The sequence below is a fragment of the Kordia algicida OT-1 genome, from assembly GCF_000154725.1.
Taxonomy (GTDB): Bacteria; Bacteroidota; Bacteroidia; order Flavobacteriales; family Flavobacteriaceae; genus Kordia; species Kordia algicida.
The window spans coordinates 2,990,706-3,012,654 of the sequence record NZ_DS544873.1 but is presented as its reverse complement, the minus strand read 5'-3'; the positions used below and the strand labels follow the sequence as shown (position 1 = coordinate 3,012,654).

The following is a 21,949-nucleotide window of genomic DNA, read 5'->3' as shown; positions in this document are numbered from 1 at the left end:
ACAAAGGTATAAAAATTTTAATGTTTAAAGTGTCTTGTTCCTGTAAATACCATAGCAATATCTGCTGAATTACAATAATCGATGCTCAACTGATCTTTTATAGATCCGCCAGGCTGAATTACCGCTTTGATTCCTGCGTTGTCTGCAATTTCTACACAATCAGGAAACGGGAAAAATGCATCACTTGCCATGACAGCTCCGTTGAGATCAAAATTGAAACTATTTGCTTTTACAACAGATTGATTTAACGCATCAACTCTACTGGTTTGTCCTGTTCCGCTTGCACATAATTGTTTGTTTTTTACTAAAACAATCGTATTCGATTTTGTGTGCTTGCATAATTTGGAAGCAAATAGTAAATCTTCTAACTGTGCATCTGTTGGTTTATTGTTTGTTGCGTATGTTAAATCTTCAAGCGCATCTGTTTTTCCATCTTTATCTTGAAGTAAAATACCATTTAGACACGTACGAACTTGCATTTTTGGCAATGCTACTTCATTTTGAATTAAGATGATTCTGTTTTTCTTCCCTTTTAATATTTTTAAAGCATCTTCATCGTATGAAGGCGCGATTACCACTTCACAGAATAGTTTGTGAATTTCTTCCGCAGTTGCTTTGTCAATTTTTGTGTTTGCAATGAGTATTCCGCCAAAAGCAGAAACAGGATCACCTGCTAATGCGTCTACATATGCTTGGTGAATGGTTGATCTTGTTGCAAAACCACAAGCATTGTTATGTTTTAAAATCGCAAATGTAGGGTCGTCGTTTGTAAACTCGTTCATTAGGTTTACAGCGGCATCTACATCAAGTAAATTGTTGTAGCTTAATTCTTTTCCGTGAAGTTTCTCAAACATATCATCGAAGTTTCCGAAGAAGAATCCGCGTTGGTGTGGATTTTCTCCATAACGCAATACTTTCCCTTGTGTTTCGCTGACTTTTAATGCTGCAATTTCGTGATCTTGATTGAAATAGTTGAAAATTGCCGTGTCGTAATGCGAAGAAACATTGAATGCTTTGGCAGCAAACGTTTTTCTATCTTCTATGGAGAAAGAACCTTCTTGTGTTTCCAACAAGTTTAAAAAGTTTTCATAATCGTTTACAGAAGATACGCAAAGTACATCTGCAAAGTTTTTTGCGGCAGCTCTGATTAATGAGATTCCTCCAATGTCAATCTTTTCAATAATATCTTGCTCACTAGCTCCAGAAGCTACCGTTTTTTCAAACGGATATAAGTCTACAATGACAATATCAATTTGCGGAATTTCATATTGTTCCAATTCGGCAACATCGTTTTCATTGTTTTGACGATTTAAGATACCACCAAATACTTTTGGATGCAATGTTTTTACACGTCCGCCTAAGATAGAAGGATACGAAGTTACATCTTCTACGGGAACGACAGGAATACCTTGCTCTTTGATAAATTTTTCCGTTCCTCCAGTAGAGTAAATAGTAATACCTAATGCATGCAGTTTGTGAACAATTGGCGCTAATCCGTCTTTGCTAAAAACCGAAATTAAAGCTGATTTTGCTTGTTTCTGGGAATTCATTCTAATTGAGTTGTTTAATTGTGTTGTTGTGAAGCCGCAAAAGTACTAATTAACATATAAAAAACACGGTCTTCTTTAAATAAAAACGGAGAAATGTAACTCATTTTTAAAATCATTTTCACAAATACTGAAATTAGTGTATGAAAAAGCTGTTAGGTATGTTGATAATTATAAGATTTTAAAATTTTGTCACGAATTCACGAATTGTTTTTTGTAGTTTGTTTGCTTTTAGTGATTGGTACGAATTGTTTTCGTTTCAAAGGTAAATCATACTTTTTTTACTAGGATTTTGTTTTGAAGGAATTTCAATATTTTAATGCTGATTTTGATGAAGTACAATACTAACATCTCAAGTCTATTCCACTTGAATTGAAAAATTATCTACAAATAATTCTACAGTTGAAGCGGTAGGGTTGGCTGTTACTCCTATTTGCACACGTTCATAGAAAACAGGTTCTTGTAAGGTGAAGTTGATTCCTTCGTTTAAAAAAACCTGTCTAAATATTTCTGCATTTGGCATGTTCAGTATTGACATGTTGTATAGAAGTCCATCTCGAATTGTCAGCAGGAAAAAGTTCATTTATTGAATTATTTTCCGTTTCAAATCCATCTTCAAAAATAAATTTTTCGGTAGGTGTAGTCACAACACTTCCTGTATTACTTTCGCAAGCAATAAAAAAAGTAATGATGCAAATAAAAGCGATGTGTTTTATTTTGTCCGTATGTGGCTAACGTTCAGAATATTATATTCTTATGAAGTCTGCTTATTTTTTAAATTACATGTTATACACGCCTCCATTAATATCTAGTGTAGCACCTGTGATAAATCCGTCATATTCTGATGCTAAGTATAAAACTGCTCGGGCAACATCGTCTGCATTTCCAGCTCTTTGAATTGGAATGCCGGCAATTGTTTTTTCTGCAGATTCTTTGGTCGTATGTGTATTGTGAAATGAAGTGCCAAGAATAAGCCCTGGCGCTACGGCGTTTACGCGAACTCCATCTGGACCTAATTCTGAAGCCAATGCTCTTGTGAATGTCAAAATTGCACCTTTACTTGTTGCATATACTAATGAACCTGCATGTCCACCTTTTCGACCTGCAAGAGATGATAAGTTTACAATACTACTGTTTTTATTTTTTGCTAAATGTGGTTTCGCCGCTCGTGTGACAAATAGCATAGACGTCATGTTGATGTCCATTACTTTGTGCCAAAAATCAGTTTCGATGTCGTTCAACATTTTACGAGCAACTAACGAACCTGCATTGTTGATAAGAATGTCCAATCCGCCCAAAGCTTCAACTGTTTTTTCAACGACAGTGTTTGCGTCTGTTTCTTTTGTTAAATCGCCACTAATAGCAACAGCATTTAGCTCTTTGTTTTTTGCATATTCAACTAATTTCGTTGCTGTATCTGCACTAGAGAAATAGTGAATGGCAACATGTGCGCCACTGTCAATAAAGTGTTTGGTTATTGCCTCACCGATGCCTTGTGCTCCTGCGGTAATGAGCACTTTTTTGCCTGATATTTTTGTGTTTTTCATCCTTTAAAAATATTGAATGTGTTATTTTTTTATGATATGTTTTGATAGTTTATAAAAATGGTCTTCCATCATTTGTTTTGCAAGAGCGCTATCTTTTGATTTGATAGCTACATAAATATTTTCATGCTTTTTTATTTCCGTCAATACTTGATCACCTTCGCAAACTGTATTGCTATCATAAGCTGCAAGAATTGGTGGAGTAATTAAAAGCATTAGTGTTAATAATGTATTGTTTTTACTAGCTTTGGCAATTGCTACATGGAATAATAAATCTTCTTCTAAATGATTTCCTCCATCGATCATTTTCATCTTAAATGAATTAAAAGCCTTCTCAATATTTTGTAAATCAGCCTTCGTTCTTCTTTCTGCTGCCAAGCAAACCGTTTTTAACTCTAAGGTTATTCGTGTTTCTACCAATTCGTTGAATGATGGAATGTTGAGCGAAATGATTTCATTGATGATTCCATTAAAACCAATGAGTCCTATGTTTAATACTGTTCCGCTTTGCGCCACAGATTTCAATACTCCGTAAAATTCTAGTTCGCGAATGACTTCTCGTATTTGGTTTCTGTTTACACCAAATTTTTCAGACAATATTCTTTCTGAAGGCAATTTATCTCCTTCTTCCAGACTTTTAGAGTTGACTAAATCTCGAATTTTAGAAATTATATCATTTTGCAATGATTTTTTTTCGTTTTTGTCTGTTAAACTAATTTTCACGACGATTAATTTTTTAAAAGTATTCTGTTAATGCTACAATTCCGTTAAAGGAAATTACCAAAGAGAAAAACATAGCGGCATACAGTCCAACATTGACCCAAATACTTGTTTTATAATCTTTCATTACTTTTTTATTATTAACTAATAGAATTATTCCAAGAATAACTGCAGGCAATACGAATACATTGAAAACTTGTGATAAGATTTGAATTTCAATAGGATTCGCACCAAAAGCAGGGCCAATTAAAGCAACTAAGCATGCAATAAAAGTTACGATTCTAAATTGTTTTGAATTTGTGTCTAATTTCCCGGATTGATAATCGGCTAATAGTAACGGCGCGATTAAAAGACATGGGAAAATAGAAGACAATCCGGCACTCAAGGCACCAAAAAAGAAAATAGTCACTGCCCATTTGCCAGCTACAGGTTCTAGTGTGTTTGCCATGTCTATTACATGTGTTACTTCTTTTCCTTCATAAAAAAGTGCTCCCGCAGCAACTGCCATGATGGTACCACTGATGATAAATATCAAGATTGACGCGACAATTGAATCTCTTTTTTGTTGTTTTAAATTTTTTAATGTCCAACCTTTTCCTTGTACAAATAATGGTCTGGAAAGAAATGTTGCGGCCGCCATGGTAGTTCCAACAAAGGCTGCAACTAACATTTTTCCGCCTGGCACATCGGGTATTGTGGGCATTAATCCTTTTACAACATCGTTTGGAAGCGGATTTACAAAGTAGAGTGAAAAAATAAACGAGAATCCCATGAGTGTTACGAATATGACCAGAATTTTTTCAAAAAACGAATATTTTCCGATGAGCATGAGCAAGTAAAAGACAACAATAATTATAACAGCTATTGTCAACACTATTCCGTATTTGTGATCGCTTAAACCTTCAAAATTTATCGCTAATATTTCATAGATGATATTGGAAGAAATTCCCAAAATTCCCATCAAAGAATTCCATTGTCCAAAAGTAATTCCTATGATGATTAATATGGCTAAAGCTTTTCCATATTTTAAGTGTTTTTTAAAACCGTATAAAGCTGTGTCGCCCGTAATTAAACCATAGTTTCCATACGCAAACATTAATACACCAGAGAATAAACAACTTAGCAATAATACCCAAAGCAGTTGCATGTTAAATTTGCTTCCAGCGACAATCATCGAAGTTACACTACCAGTTCCAATGGTATAACCAATGGCAAAAATACCAGGTCCGAATGCTAAAATGATCTTAATGATTTTCTTTAGAAAAGAATTTTTGTTGTCAGCAGTTGCCATAGTTTTTTGTTGTTAATAGATTAATTTTTTGCCCAATGCGTGTGATAAAATTTTCCAGAAGTATCATCTGTTCTTTGATACGTATGTGCTCCGAAATAATCTCGTTGTGCTTGAATTATATTTGCGGATGACGTTGCTTTTGAAAAACTATTTAAGAAACTTATTGCATCCGTTAATGTCGGAACCGCTACTTCATTAACAATTCCTTCGGTTACAACTTTCTTGATAAATGGTTTTAAAGCTTGTAATTTTTCAATAATTTCAGGTTCGTGCAATATATTATCGACCGTTTTAAAAGTTGTGACTAAAGAAGTCATTAAATCTGATCTGATGATGCAACCATTTGTCCAAATTCTGGCGAGTTCACTGAGGTTGATGTTCCAGTTGTTACGGTTTGATGCTTCTTTTATTAATTTGAAACCTTGGTAATGATTGATGATTCTTGCAAATTGATAGGCTTTTAAAATTTCTTCGCTATTCAAGTTTAATGAAAGATCGTTCGTGTTAAAATATGTACTTACGGTAATTCTTTCTTCTTTAAAAAAAGAGATGTAACGCGCAAATAGGGAAGAAGCGACCATCGTACTCGGAATGCCCAATTGTGCTGTTGCAATGGTTGTCCAATTTCCAGTTCCTTTGTTTCCTGCTTTGTCCATAATTTTATGAATCAACCAATCTTCTCCGTCTTTTTTTCTTAAAATATCAATAGTAATCTCAAGCAAGTAACTGTTTTCGATTGCTTTCCAAGATTCTAAAATAGCAGCAATCTCATCAGGATTTTTCCCAAGATTTTTTAGCAATGTAAAAACTTCCGCAAGCAATTGCATTTCTGCGTATTCAATTCCGTTGTGCACCATTTTTACAAAATGTCCGCTACCTTCAGGTCCGATATAACTACAACATGGTAATTTATTTTCATCTTTTGCGGCTATTTTTTCTAAAAAAGGCTGTATTTTTTTATAAGTTTCTTCATTTCCGCCAGGCATTATGGAAGGTCCACGCAAAGCACCTTCTTCACCACCAGAAACTCCAGCACCAATAAAATAGATGTTTTTAGATTTTAAGTAGTCGTGGCGTTCTTTTGTCTTGTTGTAGTTGGAGTTTCCACCATCTATTAAAATATCTCCTTTAGTTAAGTATGGAAGTAAATTTTCAATGACCAAATCGATTGTTTTTCCTGCATTTACCATCAACATTATTTTTCTAGGTTGTTGAATGGAGTTTACAAAAGCGGCAATGTCATCAAACGGAAGCGCTGTAGCTAATTCGGGAAATTCCTTTTTAAAATTGAGCGCTATATTTTCTTCTTTACCAGCAATATGTCTGTTAAATAATGAGAGTTTTACACCGTTATTCGCTAGATTTCTGCTTAGACTTTTGCCCATGACACCTAATCCGAATAGTCCAAATTCAGATTTATTATTGCTCAGATTTTTGATAATTTCCACAATATGTTCAGGAGATTTTTCTACGTTAATTTTGATCGCGTTTGTAGGTTCTTCTAAAGTGTCAAATTGTGATTTTAGAAGCTCCGAACTCATAAAATGATTTTTTCTATTGTCTAGTCGTTTTTTAATTTGATCGAAAGATCCATGAAGAAAAACCCATTCAGAATACTTTTCTATTTGATGACTTAAAATGTCTCGATATGCTTGTTTTAGAGCAGAACAGACAATGATACAACTCGTTTTTGCTTTTACGTGTTTTATTGCCAACTCGTTCAAACTTTGAAGCCAATCGTATCTATCAGCATCATTTAAAGGTGTTCCACTTGCCATTTTTTTGATGTTCTTTTCATGATGAAAGTCGTCTCCGTCAAAAAAAGGAACTTGTAATTTTTTAGACAATAAGTTTGCTACGGTGCTTTTCCCAACACCTGAAACACCAATTATGAATATGATTTTGGTTTTCATCTAGAGTAAAAATACAGTTATTAAAATTGGTTACCCAATCTGGTTAACCAAATATAGTTTTTTATTTTTAACTCTGTAGTTTTTTTAGAAAAAATATAAATCTCTAAAAATAGACTGTACGTACGAATTGGTTTTTTAGAGCTTAAAAACGATATGGATACGTGTTTTTAATACTTAATAGACATAAAAAAAAAGCTGAGATACAGACTAAATGTATTTCAGCTTTGATATATTTTAGGGAAAACGATAAAGGTTCTTTAGCCTTTAATTTTAGTTTAGGTATGAGAAATTTATTTTGAAAGTATCTCTGCAACCTTTGCATTAATAAATTCTAAAAATTCTTCGTCTTCTTTGGTAAACGGATCTGGCGTGTGCGAATCAATATCAATTTGACCAATGTTTTCTCCGTTGACGAATAATGGAATTACAATTTCTGCTTTTACATGAATGCTACATGCAATATAATTGTCTTGTGCTTTGACATCTGGAACTAAGAAATTTTCATTAGATACTGCAACTTGACCACAAATACCTTTTCCAAACGGAATGATGGTATGATCTGTTGGTTCTCCAGCAAAAGCACGTAATTTTAGTTCAGGTTTGTCTCCGTTTTTAAAGTAGAATCCAACCCAGTCATAGTGTGCAATGTTTTCCTGCAATAATTCACAAATTTTTGTCATGCGGTCATCGACAGAAAGCTCAGTGTTTGCAATAATGTTTTCTATTTCGGGTTTGTATGTTGAAAGTGCCATGTTTTTTAAATTTTGATTCGGCAAAAATAGTCGAAAAAAATCTAAAAGTCTTTCATCTAATGTTGAATAAAGTGACTTAAAAAACGAATCCGACAAAATTTATAGAAAATGTGACATTTTCAATGCTTTTAGAGTAAGTTTGTAACTCTTTGAACCATTATTGCAATTGTGTTAGAAAGCATTAAAAAATACAAATCGGCTTTAGGATTTATCGTAAAATTCTTTATTACCTACGCTATATTGACGTATGCGTATAGTTTATATTTGTCTAATTTTGATGGCGAACCTGATGGTGTCACACGTATTGTTGCTCATCAAACAGAAAGTATCATCAATGCGTTTGGGTATGTGGCAAATGTTGCAGTGCATGAATCAGAACCTACTATGAAATTACTTGTTCACGGCAATTATGTTGGGCGAATTGTAGAAGGTTGTAATTCCGTAAGTGTGTTGATTTTATTCATCACATTTGTGATTGCATTTACAGGAAATTTAAAAAATACGATCTTTTTTATTCTGGTGGGAAGTGTGTTGGTGTATCTGGCAAATTTATTGCGAATTGTCATATTGGGAATTGGGCTGTATCGTTTCCCTGAACAGGAATATTTGCTCCATCAAATTGTGTTTCCGACAATTATTTATGGAATGGTATTTTTATTGTGGATGCTTTGGGTTCAGAAATTTTCAAAGAAATAAATGAAAAAGATTTGGAAATATATTGCTGTAGGATTCCTTTTCGGATTGCTCGTTTTGATTAGAGCATTTGAAAACCAATTGTTTTATGATCCGTTTTTGAACTTTTTTAAAAATGACTATTTACAGGCAAATATTCCCGAATACAATGCTTGGTTGTTATTTGTAAATCATATGTTTAGATATGCGCTGAACATGCTCGTTTCTTTAGCAATTATTTATATTGCTTTTGAGAACAAACATGTGTTGAAGTTTTCTTTCGGACTATATTTGGTTGCTTTTGTAGTGTTAGTTTCGCTGTATTTTTATTTGATTCAGCACAATTTAGCAGAAGATTATCTACTGACATTTTACGTACGCCGCTTTTTGATTCAGCCGCTTTTTGTGTTGATTTTATTACCTGCTTTTTATTATCAACGGAAGATAAAGCATGAAGAAGTCTGATTCGCTTCGCTCAATTCAAGGATTTAAAAATTTAATGATTTAAGGTTATTTCCGAGATCATTATTTGATTTTATATAAAATGCTAAATGTTAATTTTTAAATGTTGAATGTGTTTCTAAGACGAATCTGAATGTTGTTTGAAACTAATTGATACATTTTCAAATTGTCACTTCTTCATCTAGAGTGATTCTTTTCTTCTTTAAATTTGCAAACTTATTCTTCCTCATCGGTAATGGAAATGGTGCGTTTTTCCGAGATCAAACTACCATCTTTAGAAATTCCTTCAATAAACATCGTAATTGTTTTTACGTCTTTGTGTTTTACGACAAAGTTAAAAGGTCCACGTCTTGGAATTTGGTTGTTTGGTCGCCAATCGATAGCGCCATATTTTTGATAAGCTTCACTTGAAAAAGAACGGTATTTTGGTTCGTAATATGCTTTAGCAACGCTAAAACCAATTGGTGGTGTTTGATTTACGTATGAATCTCTGCGAGTTCTGGAAGTAGGAGTGAGTGGAGTATTTCGAGTAAAAATTTTAATCACACCGCCAGTTCCACGGATGCCGTATCCAATTCCGCTTTTGTCAATAATAATACGTTCTATATTTGCCATATTGAGCGTTGTTAACACATCAAAACTCGTTAATGGTACGTCGTTTACAAATACTAATGGTTCTACTTTTGTAAATCGTGATGATATATTTTCTTTTGGAGTTGCGGCAGCAGCATCCGTATTGCTTCCGCCTTGTGGAGAACCAGTGGAATCGTCAAGACGTTTTGGTTTTGGTTTTTCTGGTCTGAGTTGTCCAAGCGTTTGTGGTCTTCTGGCGTAAATAGTTATTTGTCCTAAACTGATGTTTGCATCATTTACGTCAAATCCGTTGTTTTGAAGAAATGCGCCAATATTTGGATATCGTAAGTATTCAGATTCCGTGATTTTGGTTTCTCGTCCGTTAAACATCATCGGATCTCGCTTTTCTTTGTTTTTCTTGTTTTTTGCCTTTAAATGTACAGCGTATAAAGCTTCTGAATCTTCAGGAAAAAAACCATCAGGAAGTATAAAAATGTTGTTTTTGTTTAGTAGCGAACGATCAATAATAGCGTTTGCGGGAATTTCATCTTTTTCATCACTCACACTGTAACGCAAGTATAGTTTTGGCTTTAGAAATTCTTTTTTGTGATTGATGTAAGAGAAGCGGAGTTTTTCACCAGCTTCTGGAAATAGATTGTAGATGACAAATTTTCGTTCGTCATCAATCGGAATGTATTGTGCTGGCAAGTCTTTAGTGTCATGCAAAAACATTCCTTTTACGCGTTTTGTTGGAAAATTTACCGTTCCTCTAATCGTGATTCCTTTGGTCGTAATTGATTGTTTTGGTTTGTCTTGAAAGATGGCTGTCCAGTCGTATTTGCTCCAACCTTGTGTAATGAGTAATGCATCAAGTGCTTTTCGTTTGGTTTTTGTGTTGTTTGGAAAGTAGTATTTCGGATTTTCAATTTCGCCACGAACATACGGTTTTAGGTAAAAACTAGAAAATATGTTATGTGCCGGATTGTAGGCTTCTGTCGTTTCTGGTAGAATGGAAATACTGACATTTGCTTCTCGAATTCGCGGTTTGTTTTTTACCAAATACATGGCAAATTTAGTAAAATCGTTTTCCGTTTCTACTTTTTTGACCATGACAGAAAGATTCTTTACTATTTTTCGATTGAAGAATAAGCGTTCTAAAATTGGTGTTTTTCCATCAAATAGTGTAATCGTGTTTACACCATTAAACAATCTGCTACGCGGAATTAGTAAGTCTACTTTTTCGTTGTTTTTAAAAGAAAACGGCATAGAGCGTGACAAACCATCTTTGTGAATTAATACTGTGTAATCTTTAGAAACGATGCTTTGTAATGTTTCAGGATTGGTGTTGAAAGAAATTTGTATCGTATCTTTTTGTATGTTATCAACCTGAATGACAATTCCTGTATTTTCTACTTTTGGAAGTATTTTTTCGCTGGTAATTTCTTCTTTGAAAGTTGTTTTTGCTCTGAATGTATTTTCCGCTTTAGGCGAAAGTTTAAAAGTGCCAAAACCGTAATTGTTACTTTCAAATGTAGTTACTTCTTGATTGTTTTCATCATAAATGATTCCATTTACATAAACACCTTTTCCTTCTTCACTGATGGCTTTGAAGGCAATGGTATTTTCAACGTCTTTTACCAAATGTCCACCTTCAGGCAAAAACTGAATGTCATATTTGATGTCGTTTTTTTGTTTTTTTTGTGATGGAATGTTGCTTCCGAACACTGTAATTTCTTCTATAAAAACTTCGGTAGATTTTTCGTCTACCATTCGTTGTGTAGCTGCTTTTAAATAGTAAATCCCTGCTTTTAAATTTTTGTCGAGTTCCAAGTTTCCATTGGTAAATCCATTACGAATTCGGAATAGTTTTTTAGAAACTTGCTTGCTGTTTTCATCATAGAGTCCAACATATAAATTGGTAGATGCTTTGGAGATTTCCTCGTTTCTTTTATTGAAAATATAGCTTTTAAACCATAGTTCTTCTCCAACCAAAAAGCTTGTTTTGTTTAGATGAACAAATACGGCTTCATCATCAGAAGTTTTGTAATATTCTCGGTAGCGTTCGCCGATGGAATTCGTTTGTGAAAGCATATTCCATGTCATTGCAAGAAGCATGATGATGAGATAGCGACTTTTTTTTAAGCAAAAACGAGTTTGTATTCTAGTTGTCATCATCTGCTAATATAATTGTTCTTTTTTCGGAAATCAAACTACCATCTTTAGAAATTCCTTCAATAAACATCGTAATTGTTTTTACGTCTTTGTGTTTTACGACAAAGTTAAAAGGTCCACGTCTTGGAATTCGGTTGTTTGGTCGCCAATCGATAGCACCATATTTTTGATAAGCTTCACTTGAAAAAGAACGATATTTTGGTTCGTAATATGCTTTAGCAACACTAAAACCAATAGGAGGTGTTTGATTTACATATGAATCTCTGCGAGTTCTGGAAGTAGGAGTGAGTGGAGTATTTCGAGTAAAAATTTTAATCACACCGCCAGTTCCACGGATGCCATATCCAATTCCACTTTTGTCAATAATAATACGTTCTATATTTGCCATATTGAGCGTTGTTAAAACATCAAAACTAGTTAATGGTACGTCGTTTACAAATACTAATGGTTCTACTTTTGTAAATCGTGATGATATATTTTCTTTTGGAGTTGCGGCAGCAGCATCCGTATTGCTTCCGCCTTGTGGAGAACCAGTGGAATCGTCAAGACGTTTTGGTTTTGGTTTTTCTGGTCTGAGTTGTCCAAGCGTTTGTGGTCTTCTGGCGTAAATAGTTATTTGTCCTAAACTGATGTTTGCATCATTTACGTCAAATCCGTTGTTTTGAAGAAATGCGCCAATATTTGGATATCGTAAGTATTCAGATTCAGTGATTTTGGTTTCTCGTCCGTTAAACATCATCGGATCTCGCTTTTCTTTGTTTTTCTTGTTTTTTGCCTTTAAATGTACAGCGTATAAAGCTTCTGAATCTTCAGGAAAAAAACCATCAGGAAGTATAAAAATGTTGTTTTTGTTGAGTAGCGAACGATCAATAATAGCGTTTGCGGGAATTTCATCTTTTTCATCACTCACATTGTAACGCAAGTATAGTTTTGGTTTTAGAAATTCTTTTTTGTGATTGATGTAAGAGAAGCGGAGTTTTTCACCAGCTTCTGGAAATAGATTGTAGATGACAAATTTTCGTTCGTCATCGATTGGAATGTATTGTGCTGGCAAATCTTTAGTGTCATGCAAAAACATTCCTTTTACGCGTTTTGTTGGAAAATTTACCGTTCCTCTAATCGTGACTCCTTTGGTCGTAATTGATTGTTTTGGTTTGTCTTGAAAGATGGCTGTCCAATCGTATTTGCTCCAACCTTGTGTGATAAGTAATGCATCAAGTGCTTTTCGTTTGGTTTTTGTGTTGTTTGGAAAGTAGTATTTCGGATTTTCAATTTCGCCACGAACATACGGTTTTAGGTAAAAACTAGAAAATATGTTATGCGCCGGATTGTAAGCTTCTGTCGTTTCTGGTAGAATGGAAATACTGACATTTGCTTCTCGAATTCGCGGTTTGTTTTTTACCAAATACATGGCAAATTTAGTAAAATCGTTTTCCGTTTCTACTTTTTTGACCATGACAGAAAGATTCTTTACTATTTTTCGATTGAAGAATAAGCGTTCTAAAATTGGTGTTTTTCCATCAAATAGTGTAATTGTGTTTACACCATTAAACAATCTGCTACGCGGAATTAGTAAGTCTACTTTTTCGTTGTTTTTAAAAGAAAACGGCATGGAGCGTGACAAACCATCTTTGTGAATTAATACTGTGTAATCTTTAGAAACAATGCTTTGTAATGTTTCAGGATTGGTGTTGAAAGAAATTTGTATCGTATCTTTTTGTATGTTATCAACCTGAATGACAATTCCTGTATTTTCTACTTTTGGAAGTGTTTTTTCGCTGGTAATTTCTTCTTTGAAAGTTGTTTTTGCTCTGAATGTATTTTCCGCTTTAGGCGAAAGTTTAAAAGTGCCAAAACCGTAATTGTTACTTTCAAATGTAGTTACTTCTTGATTGTTTTCATCATAAATGATTCCATTTACATAAACACCTTTTCCTTCTTCACTGATGGCTTTGAAGGCAATGGTATTTTCAACGTCTTTTACCAAATGTCCACCTTCAGGCAAAAACTGAATGTCATATTTGATGTCGTTTTTTTGTTTTTTTTGTGGTGGAATGTTGCTTCCGAACACGGTAATTTCTTCTATAAAAACTTCGGTAGATTTTTCGTCTACCATTCGTTGAGTAGCCGCTTTTATAAAGTATGTTCCAGATTTTATTTCTTTGTCAAGCGCTAGATTTCCATAGGTAAATCCTTGTCGAATTCGAAAGAGTTTTTTGGACACTTGTTTTCCTTCTTCATCGTACAATCCAACATATAAATTGGTAGATACTTCTGAGATTTCTTCGTTTCTTTTGTTGAAAATATAGCTTTTAAACCATATTTCTTCGCCAGCTAAATAACTGGTTTTATTGAGATGCACAAAAATAGCTTCGTCTTCAGAAACTTTAAAATATTCCTGATAGAGATCACTGATATTGGTAGTTTGTGAAAATACAGTTGTAGAAAATAGGAGTAAGATGCAAAAACAGTGGTAATACTTTTTCATAGGTTTAGGTGGTTTATCGGTTTAATTTTTCTAAAATATATGATGTTCATCAGATGTGTATTCTGATGAATTTTTAGAAATGAATTTTAAGGGAATATTCATTTCAAGTGACGGTTTTCTTTTGCAGAAATTAGACTTCCGTCTTTTAGAAATTTTATAAAGAATGGGGATTCTTTGCCAATACAACTTATAATTTTATGAAAAATAAAATGATACTTTGCAATTCTTAGTGGTACTAAGGTACTTAATTTTTTTTAAATTTTGTATAAAATTACAAATGAGCTATTTACTAAGAATTGTAAATAGCTCATTTTTAAAGGATAATGCTTTTTGTTTAGCGTACTTGAATTGTTTTTTTCTCGGAGATTAAATCACCATTTTCTGATATTCCTTCAATGAATAGTGTAATGCTTTTTGTTTTGGTATCAAATATTTTAAAGTTGGCTGGAGCAGCTTTGTCTAAAGTCAACTCTGGAATCCATGAAATAGCTCCATATTTTCTAAATACCGTGTTTTGATATGAAGTGTAGTTTGGCGAATAGTATTTTTTTGGCGCTGTAAATGCAAAAGATGCTTTTGTGCCTGTGTACAATTCGCTTCCATCACCTCTTTTGTATAAAGGTGTTTTACGAGTGTATATTTTGATGACACCACCAAAACCAGCATTGACACCTTCACCAACACCCGATTTGTCAATGACCACACGTTCAATATTGAAGGTGGAGAGATTGTACAGAATGCTGAAATCTGAGATACGCGCATTGTCAAAATAGATGACTGGCGTTGCAATTGGTTGTCTTCTTGTGCTGATGACTACTTTTCCTAGTTGTTCTGAAACTTGATATCCATTGTACTGAATGAAATCGGTAATGTTGATGAAACGATTGTATTCTTGTTCTCCAAAATCAGTTACTTTGGCATTTACTAAGATTGGATCTTTGTAGACTTCTTTTGTGTTTTTCACTACAACAACGGCATCTAATTGTTCAGAATCTTCATAGAAGAAATTGTCTGGCACTGTAAAATCAGCAGTTCTTGCTTTGGAGTCTGGCATATCATCAATGATTGTTGTAGATATACGATCTTTTGCATTAGTGACTTTGAATCGAACGTACATGCCAGGTTTTTTGAATAAACCTTTGTTATTCATATATGAGAAACGAATTTCTTCGCCTTCTTCCAAAAAGAAATTGTCGATGGTAAATTCTTGTTTTTCATTGAGATCAACAAAACCTGCTGGATGATTTTTTGTGGCATGTAAGAACACACGATCAACTCCCGATTTTGGTCTGTTCACACGCCCGGAAACGGTCATTCCGTTCTCAAAACGATTGAGTCCATTTGGCTTTTCACCAAAAATATCTTTCCAATCGTAACGACTCCAACCTTGAGTGAGTAATAAGATGTCAAGCTCATATCTTTTTCTATTATCCATATTGTAGAAGTAGTACGGAGCGTTTTCAACATAACCTTTTACGTGTGGTTTTAAATAGAAGTTTGAGAGAATGTTGTGTTGTGGATTGTAACTTTTTGTCGTTTCAGGCAATACAGAAATGCTAATGTTTGCATTTTTGTTTAGATTCAATTCGTTGATAGCGAACAGAATTGAGTCTTGTTCTGTGTTGATTTTAGTAACGTTGATGTTTGCTTTTTTAACGCCGTATTCATTGAAGAATAAGCGTTCTAATAACGGATTTTTATTTTCATCAAATACGGTAATGGTATTGATACCTTTGAAAAGCTGACTTTTTTGAAGACTTACTGCTTTTTCAGTTCCATTGAATTGAAAAGCCGCCATTTTTAGCTTTCCATTTTGATGAATGAGTACTTTGTATTTTTTGTTTTGATTTCTGTCTAATGTTTCTTGATTTGTACTAAAATCGATTACAATTTTATCTTTCGCATAATTTTGTAACATTAAGGTAATACCTTCTGCTTTTGGTGTTGGCAGTGCTTTTGTAATTTCCGTTTCGTTATCAATTTTAATTTTAGCGGTATATGTTTTTCCTCTTTTAGGATGGAATTGAAATTTCCCCATTCCGAGTCCGTTGCTTTCAAAAGCAGCAGCTTCTTCGTTGTTTTGGTCATAGACAATTCCAGAAACTTTTACGCCTTTTCCTTCTTTATTCAAAATTTTAAAACCTACGTTACATATGGCATCGGTTACCATATATCCACCTTCTGGTAAAAATTGAAAGTCGAAGTGTTCTTTATTGGTATCGTCTTTTTGATTTGATTTTTCTTGCGTAATGATTTCAATTTTTTGGATGAACGCATTGTCTTCTTTAAAGTTTTTCATCCAATTTGTGCCAGCTTTGATGTAATACGTACCTGCGGTAAAGGTAGAATCGACAGCAAAGTTTCCTTTGGCGTAACCATCTTTTGCTTTGAAAAGTGCTTTTTTGATTTGATTTCCTTCGGCATCATAAATACCAACATTGATATTTGTCGTTGCTTTGGAAATTAATTGGTTTTTTTGGTCATATGCATATCCTTTGAACCAAATTTCTTCTCCAGCAAAATAGCTTGTTTTGTTTAAGTGTAGATACAAGCCTTCTCTTGGAAGTGTAAAGTATGCAGCATACTCATTTTCAATTGTTTTCTCTTGTTGCCCGTAAACACTAAATGTTGAGGATATGACGGCAACGAGTAGAAATACATAATAATTTTTCATAATAATTTTAGATTGTTAATGTTATGCAAAGAATGCTACAAAAAGAATACCAATAAAGTGTTTTTTCTTACTTTTTTTCGCAAAATACATTTTAACTTTTAAAATATAATTCTGAATTGCTGATTTTTCACTTTTATAAATGCTAAAGTTTTCATAAAAATAAAAAACCGCCCAATTGGGCGGTTTTTGAATGTTTTGTAAGAGTTTGATGTTTTACTTGATACCTAATTCAGCTTTTACAGCAGACATTAAGTTTGTTCCATCTGCAAGTAATAAACCTGAACCTGGAGTTTCATCAAGAACATAAGCAAATCCTTGTGCTCTAGCTACTTTTTGAATCGCTGCTAATGCTTTTTCTTGAATAGGCTTTGTTAAATCAATATACTTTTGCTCAGCAGTTTTTTGTGCTGCAGCTTGCGCTTCTTGGATACGAGTTTCTAATTCAGCTAATTCTTTTTTTCTAGCATCATTTTCAGCATCTGTTTTTCCTGGCGCTTCGTTTGTATACTGCGTTAATTTGTTTCTGTATTCAGTAACTGAAGCTTGAATATCAGCTCCAAGAGATTGTTGTAATTTATCAAATTCAGCTTTCGCAGATTTCATTTCCGGCATCGCGCTAATCAGTTCTTGCGTGTTGATGTGTGCAACTTTAGTTTGTGCATTTGTAAAACTTACTACTCCAAAAAATAGTACTGCAATTGCAATCAGCTTTTTCATTTGTTTCATGATTTTCAATTATTTACTTTAAGTGTTATTTATATTAATTGTTGTTACTTTCCGCTTCCGGCACCTTCGCCGTTTTCTTCGTTCTTTTCTTCGTTCTTTTCTTCCTGCTTCTTTTTACGTTCTTCTGCTTTTTTACGCTTTTCTTCTTCTCGTTTTTTGCGTTTTTCTTCGGCAGCTTTCTTTTTGGCAGCACGAGCTTCAATTAGCTTTTTACGTTTTTCTTCGTAAGCTTTTTTCTTTGCTTCACGTTCTTCTAGACGTTTTTGTTTGCGTTCGTCTAATAGTTTTTGACGTGCTGCTTTTTTGTTAGCAGCTTCTTCCTCTTTTTCCGCAATAGCTTCTTCTCTTGCTTTTTTCTTTGCTTCTATTTCAGGGTTTGCTTCTTTTTCTTCGTCTTCAAACTTTGCTTTTTCGCTTTTTGCTCTAATTTTATCTTGTCTGCCTTTACGTTTTTTGTCTCTGTTAATTACTCGTAATACTTGATCGCTTATATCAAATTTCTTTGCTGAATACAGCATTACGACATCAGCTGATTTGTCAAAAACAAAATCATAACGTTTCTTTTTTGCAATATCTTGAACAATTTCTAGTACTTGATCTTGAATAGGTTTTACCATATTCTGACGTTGTACCATCAGGCTTCCAAAAGGACCAAAACGATCTTGTTGATACTTTTGCAATTCTTGTTCTAAGATTTCAATTTCTTCTTCACGCTCATCCACTAATTCTTTCGTAAGTAAAACTCGCTCCGCACTTAGATTTTTTTTCATTTGATCTATAGCGTTTTGCTTCTTTTGAATTTCGTTTTTCCAGCGTTGCGCTTTTGTTTCTAATTGTGTATTAGCTTCCTGATATGCGTCTACATTTTCTAGAATGTATTCCATATCGATATAGCCAACTCTTGCACCATTTACACGTTGTGCGTTCACGGTAGATAGTGTAAGAAGTATTGTTAGTAAAAAAAGAACTTTAGTTTTCATGTCTGTCGGTTTGTTAATAGAAAATATCGTGCCAAAATTAATATTACTTAAAATTGTTGTCCGATAATGAAATGTGTTTCCCATCCGTTTGGCTGTGTTGTTCCTGGTATTGGATCAAATCCGTAACCAAAATCAATACCTAATAATCCAAAGGCAGGCATAAATATACGTAATCCTGCTCCAACAGAGCGATTTAACTCAAATGGACTATATTCTTTAAACGAATTAAATGAGCCACCAGCTTCTAAAAATGTCAACGCATAAATGGACGCTGTTTGTTTCAATGTAATCGGATAACGTAACTCTAACGAAAATTTATTGTAAATAGTACCTCCATCTAAATCAGAAAGTGATTGATTTGGATATCCACGCAATGCAATTGCCTCTCTACCATCTAAACTAAAGTTACCTAATCCGTCTCCACCAACGAAAAATCTTTCGAAAGGAATAATCCCTCTATCGTTGTTATACGCGCCTAAGAAACCAAAATTTGCTTCTGTTTTTAAGACTAATTTATCAACAATATTTTGGTACCAAGCTCCTTTGAATTTAATTTTATAAAATTCTAACCATTTAAATTTTTCTTGATCTACTTTTCCACGATCAACAATTGAAACTTCTCCTGGTTCTAATGTTGGACCTAAGTTTGCAGGTTCTCCTGGTTGGTTTGCATTTGCATTTAAGAAATTCCCATTGGCATCTCTTAATTGATATTCTTCTTCATTTTCTAAATTTCCATAGTCTACGTCATTAAACAGCGAATAAGGTAATGAAAGTTTTGCACTTACAGAGAATTCAGAACCTTTCATTGGATATATTGGATTTGGTCCAGAAGAATTTCTACTTAACGCTACTGTGTATGAGAAGTTGTTTGAGAATCCGTCTCCAAAGGTAAATAATCCTGTGTTGTAATTTTTTAAGTTATAATGCTGAAAACTTAATGCTTGCGATAATACGAAGTAATCATCTGGTTCTGCTAAACGTTTTGCCAATCCTACAGATAATCCTGTGATTAAGAAACGTCTGTCTTTGTCAGCATTGTTTGTTTGTGGATTGAATAAAAACTGTACCGTATGTGATAATGAAGTTGTAAACTGTACTGGTTTTTTTCCTCCTAACCATGGTTCTGTAAACGAGAAACTAAAGGTTTGGAAAAATCTACTTGCTTGTGCACGCAATGCTAGTTTTTGTCCGTCTCCCGTAGGAAGTGGCTTGTATGCATCACCATTAAATAGGTTTTTGATAGAGAAGTTGTTGAACGATAATCCTAAAGTTCCGATGAAACCTCCACCACCGTAACCACCTTGTAGCTCAATTTGGCTTCCTCCACGTTCGGCTAAGCTGTATTCTACATCAACTGTACCACTGTTTGGATCTGGGTTTTTGATTTCTGGCTTGATTTGCTCTGCATCAAAGAATCCTAATTGCCCCAATTCACGAATGGTACGAATGATTTTATCTTTACTGTATAATTCTCCTGGTTTTGTTCTGATTTCACGATAGATTACGTGATCGTTTGTTTTGTCGTTTCCAACTACAGATATGTTGTTGAAATATGCTGGTTTTCCTTCAATGATGCGTATTTCAAAGTCAATCGTATCGTTTTTCGCAGAAACCTCAACAGGATTGATGTTTGAGAATAAATAACCGTTGTTTTGGTATAGGTTTGTTAAATCGTCTGCATCAGGATCAGTTTCGTCAGCAACACGTTTTTCAAGTAAGACACCATTATATGTATCTCCTTTATTGATTCCTAATAAACGGTTTAATTCTCTGTCGGTGTATACTGAGTTTCCTAAGAAGGTGATATCTCCAAAGTAATATTTTGTTCCTTCTTCAAGAGCAATGTCGATATTTAAGGTGTTGTCTTCGTTCCAGCTGATTGAATCTTTAATGATACGTGCATCACGGAAACCATTTTCTTTGTATTTTTCTATGACGGAATTTAAATCTTCTTTGTAGTCTTCAGGAATGAATTTTGAAGATTTGAAGATGCGAAGTGCAAATTTTTCTTTCGTATTTTTCATGGCTCTACGCAGTTTTTTGTCTTTGAATTGCGTATTTCCTGAGAAGCGAATATTTTTGATTTTAATCTTTTTACCGCGATCTACATTTACAGTCACTTTCATGTTGTTGGTAGCGTTGTCTGTAGTGTCTGGCGCAGTAGTGATGTCTACTTTTGTACGGTAGTATCCTTGTTTTTTGTACTTATTTTGGATGTAGTTTTTTGTGTTCGCTAAGAAACTTTCTGTAATTTTTTTTCCTTTTTTAAGTTCGGTTTCTTTGATTACAGTAGCTGCTTTGTTTTCTTTTAAACCACGAACTTCAATATCGGATAGTGTAGGTAATTCTTGAATGTTTAATTCTAAAAATACTTTGTCGCCTTCAATACGTTCTATGTAGAAGTTGATGTCACTAAAAAGTTCTAATCCCCAAAGTTTTTTGATTACGGCACTGATTTCTTCGCCAGGAACTAATATTTCTTGTCCTTCACGTAATTGTGTGTAGGTAATAACGGTTTGCTCATTATAACTTTTTAATCCAGTAACTTTAATGCCGCCAATGGTATATTTCTTTCCTTTATCAAAAGTTGTTTCTTGTGCATGTGTGGCTATACTGCAAAATAGTAATACTACTACTAATAATGATTTTAGGTACTTTTGTTGCATTAAAATTCTAATTAATTTGTTCGCTTGTTTTTCCAAATCTTCGTTCTCTATTTTGATAATTAATCAACGCTTCGTATAAATGTTCCTTGCTGAAATCTGGCCATAATACATTGGTAAAATATAGTTCAGCGTATGCTATTTGCCATAACAAAAAATTACTTATACGGTGTTCACCACTGGTGCGTATAAGTAAATCTACATCTGGTAAATTTTGCGTGTAAAGATGCTGATTAATAATGGATTCATCAATAGTTTCCAAAGAAATTATATTATTTTTAACTTTATGACATATTTCTTTAACAGCATTTTTAATTTCTTCTCTCGAACCATAGCTGAGCGCAAGTGTTAATGTCATGTGTGTGTTGTCTTTAGTCTTTTCTATGACTTCAAACAACTCCTTTTTTGCCTTTTTAGGAAGTGTTTCTAAACTACCAATAGCTTGAAGTTTAATATTATTTTTAAGAAGTAATTTTTGTTCTTTTTTTAGGGAAGAAACTAAAAGTCGCATTAAAGCTTCTACTTCTAGTTTTGGACGATTCCAGTTTTCTGTTGAAAATGCATAGAGTGTTAAATTCTTAATGCCAAGTCTGGCACAGGCTTCCACCGTTTGCTTTACAGCTTTACTTCCATTTTCATGACCAAATACACGAAGTTTCCCTTTTTGTTTTGCCCAACGTCCATTTCCGTCCATAATAATGGCTAAATGCTGCGGCAAAAAGTCTTTCTGTATTTTTTCCTCTAAACTCATTCGTATTTTTGCTTGCTA

Annotated in this window: 16 protein-coding genes; 2 read left to right on the top strand and 14 right to left on the bottom strand. The window is 33.9% G+C overall.

The features are described 5' to 3' along the window. Positions 1-17 precede the first annotated feature (17 nt). From purH to KAOT1_RS12765, 7 genes are all read right to left on the bottom strand, one after another. Positions 18-1,550 carry a bifunctional phosphoribosylaminoimidazolecarboxamide formyltransferase/IMP cyclohydrolase gene (purH, locus tag KAOT1_RS12790; protein WP_007095249.1) on the bottom strand — a complete coding sequence of 511 codons (1,533 nt, stop codon included), beginning with the start codon at positions 1,548-1,550 and terminating at the stop codon, positions 18-20. Between the two features lie 355 nt (positions 1,551-1,905). Next, a complete protein-coding gene (locus KAOT1_RS22955) occupies positions 1,906-2,130 on the bottom strand; it encodes a hypothetical protein (RefSeq protein WP_157560125.1) in 225 nt (74 codons plus the stop codon). Positions 2,131-2,326: 196 nt separating this feature from the next. Next, positions 2,327-3,094, bottom strand: a complete 768-nt coding sequence (locus tag KAOT1_RS12785; protein ID WP_007095246.1) for an SDR family NAD(P)-dependent oxidoreductase — start codon at positions 3,092-3,094, stop codon at positions 2,327-2,329. 21 nt (positions 3,095-3,115) lie between these two features. Beyond that, on the bottom strand, positions 3,116-3,814 hold the full coding sequence (locus tag KAOT1_RS12780; RefSeq protein WP_007095245.1) for a FadR/GntR family transcriptional regulator: 699 nt from the start codon (positions 3,812-3,814) through the stop codon (positions 3,116-3,118). A 13-nt stretch (positions 3,815-3,827) separates the two neighbouring features. Beyond that, a complete protein-coding gene (locus KAOT1_RS12775) occupies positions 3,828-5,102 on the bottom strand; it encodes an Nramp family divalent metal transporter (protein ID WP_007095244.1) in 1,275 nt (424 codons plus the stop codon). Positions 5,103-5,122: 20 nt separating this feature from the next. Beyond that, a complete protein-coding gene (gndA, locus tag KAOT1_RS12770; RefSeq protein WP_007095243.1) occupies positions 5,123-7,015 on the bottom strand; it encodes an NADP-dependent phosphogluconate dehydrogenase in 1,893 nt (630 codons plus the stop codon). Between the two features lie 290 nt (positions 7,016-7,305). Then, complete coding sequence (locus KAOT1_RS12765; RefSeq protein ID WP_007095241.1) at positions 7,306-7,767, bottom strand: GAF domain-containing protein; 462 nt, start codon at positions 7,765-7,767, stop codon at positions 7,306-7,308. A gap of 168 nt (positions 7,768-7,935) precedes the next feature. On the opposite strand from KAOT1_RS12765, the gene xrtF reads away from it, so the two are divergent. Further along, positions 7,936-8,463, top strand: a complete 528-nt coding sequence (gene xrtF, locus KAOT1_RS12760; RefSeq protein WP_007095240.1) for an exosortase family protein XrtF — start codon at positions 7,936-7,938, stop codon at positions 8,461-8,463. Beyond that, a complete protein-coding gene (locus KAOT1_RS12755; protein ID WP_007095239.1) occupies positions 8,464-8,904 on the top strand; it encodes an exosortase F system-associated membrane protein in 441 nt (146 codons plus the stop codon). A 213-nt stretch (positions 8,905-9,117) separates the two neighbouring features. Here KAOT1_RS12755 and KAOT1_RS12750 read toward each other — a convergent pair whose 3' ends face one another. The 7 genes from KAOT1_RS12750 to KAOT1_RS12720 all read right to left on the bottom strand — a co-directional run bounded on the left by KAOT1_RS12750 (position 9,118) and on the right by KAOT1_RS12720 (position 21,931). Continuing rightward, the gene (locus KAOT1_RS12750; RefSeq protein ID WP_238528700.1) at positions 9,118-11,649 is read right to left on the bottom strand and encodes a porin family protein; all 2,532 of its coding nucleotides are present in this window, start codon (positions 11,647-11,649) and stop codon (positions 9,118-9,120) included. Next, positions 11,636-14,134, bottom strand: coding sequence for a porin family protein (locus tag KAOT1_RS12745; protein WP_007095237.1), 2,499 nt, complete (start codon positions 14,132-14,134; stop codon positions 11,636-11,638). Before KAOT1_RS12745 ends, KAOT1_RS12750 begins: the two co-directional genes overlap by 14 nt. Positions 14,135-14,468: 334 nt before the next feature. Further along, positions 14,469-16,808 (bottom strand): hypothetical protein, encoded by a 2,340-nt coding sequence (locus KAOT1_RS12740; RefSeq protein ID WP_007095236.1) that lies wholly within the window; start codon positions 16,806-16,808, stop codon positions 14,469-14,471. 213 nt (positions 16,809-17,021) lie between these two features. Beyond that, entirely contained in the window at positions 17,022-17,525 is a 504-nt protein-coding gene (locus KAOT1_RS12735) for an OmpH family outer membrane protein (RefSeq protein ID WP_316928000.1), read from the bottom strand. Positions 17,526-17,578: 53 nt separating this feature from the next. Next, positions 17,579-18,514: an OmpH family outer membrane protein gene (locus tag KAOT1_RS12730; protein ID WP_050765319.1), complete on the bottom strand. Its 936-nt coding sequence runs from the start codon at positions 18,512-18,514 to the stop codon at positions 17,579-17,581. Between the two features lie 47 nt (positions 18,515-18,561). After that, the gene (bamA, locus tag KAOT1_RS12725) at positions 18,562-21,183 is read right to left on the bottom strand and encodes an outer membrane protein assembly factor BamA (protein ID WP_157560124.1); all 2,622 of its coding nucleotides are present in this window, start codon (positions 21,181-21,183) and stop codon (positions 18,562-18,564) included. A gap of 7 nt (positions 21,184-21,190) precedes the next feature. After that, positions 21,191-21,931 carry an isoprenyl transferase gene (locus KAOT1_RS12720; protein ID WP_007095232.1) on the bottom strand — a complete coding sequence of 247 codons (741 nt, stop codon included), beginning with the start codon at positions 21,929-21,931 and terminating at the stop codon, positions 21,191-21,193. Positions 21,932-21,949 lie beyond the last annotated feature (18 nt).

Excerpts from the sequence above, each read along its gene's own strand:
- KAOT1_RS12735 (WP_316928000.1), bottom strand. The coding sequence starts at position 17,525 with ATGAAAAAGCTGATTGCAATTGCAGTACTATTTTTTGGAGTAGTAAGT.
- KAOT1_RS12740 (WP_007095236.1), bottom strand. The coding sequence starts at position 16,808 with ATGAAAAATTATTATGTATTTCTACTCGTTGCCGTCATATCCTCAACA.
- KAOT1_RS12765 (WP_007095241.1), bottom strand. The coding sequence starts at position 7,767 with ATGGCACTTTCAACATACAAACCCGAAATAGAAAACATTATTGCAAAC.
- KAOT1_RS12730 (WP_050765319.1), bottom strand. The coding sequence starts at position 18,514 with ATGAAAACTAAAGTTCTTTTTTTACTAACAATACTTCTTACACTATCT.
- KAOT1_RS12775 (WP_007095244.1), bottom strand. The coding sequence starts at position 5,102 with ATGGCAACTGCTGACAACAAAAATTCTTTTCTAAAGAAAATCATTAAG.
- gndA (WP_007095243.1), bottom strand. The coding sequence starts at position 7,015 with ATGAAAACCAAAATCATATTCATAATTGGTGTTTCAGGTGTTGGGAAA.
- KAOT1_RS12785 (WP_007095246.1), bottom strand. The coding sequence starts at position 3,094 with ATGAAAAACACAAAAATATCAGGCAAAAAAGTGCTCATTACCGCAGGA.
- bamA (WP_157560124.1), bottom strand. The coding sequence starts at position 21,183 with ATGCAACAAAAGTACCTAAAATCATTATTAGTAGTAGTATTACTATTT.
- KAOT1_RS12750 (WP_238528700.1), bottom strand. The coding sequence starts at position 11,649 with ATGATGACAACTAGAATACAAACTCGTTTTTGCTTAAAAAAAAGTCGC.
- KAOT1_RS12720 (WP_007095232.1), bottom strand. The coding sequence starts at position 21,931 with ATGAGTTTAGAGGAAAAAATACAGAAAGACTTTTTGCCGCAGCATTTA.
- KAOT1_RS12745 (WP_007095237.1), bottom strand. The coding sequence starts at position 14,134 with ATGAAAAAGTATTACCACTGTTTTTGCATCTTACTCCTATTTTCTACA.
- purH (WP_007095249.1), bottom strand. The coding sequence starts at position 1,550 with ATGAATTCCCAGAAACAAGCAAAATCAGCTTTAATTTCGGTTTTTAGC.
- KAOT1_RS22955 (WP_157560125.1), bottom strand. The coding sequence starts at position 2,130 with ATGAACTTTTTCCTGCTGACAATTCGAGATGGACTTCTATACAACATG.
- KAOT1_RS12755 (WP_007095239.1), top strand. The coding sequence starts at position 8,464 with ATGAAAAAGATTTGGAAATATATTGCTGTAGGATTCCTTTTCGGATTG.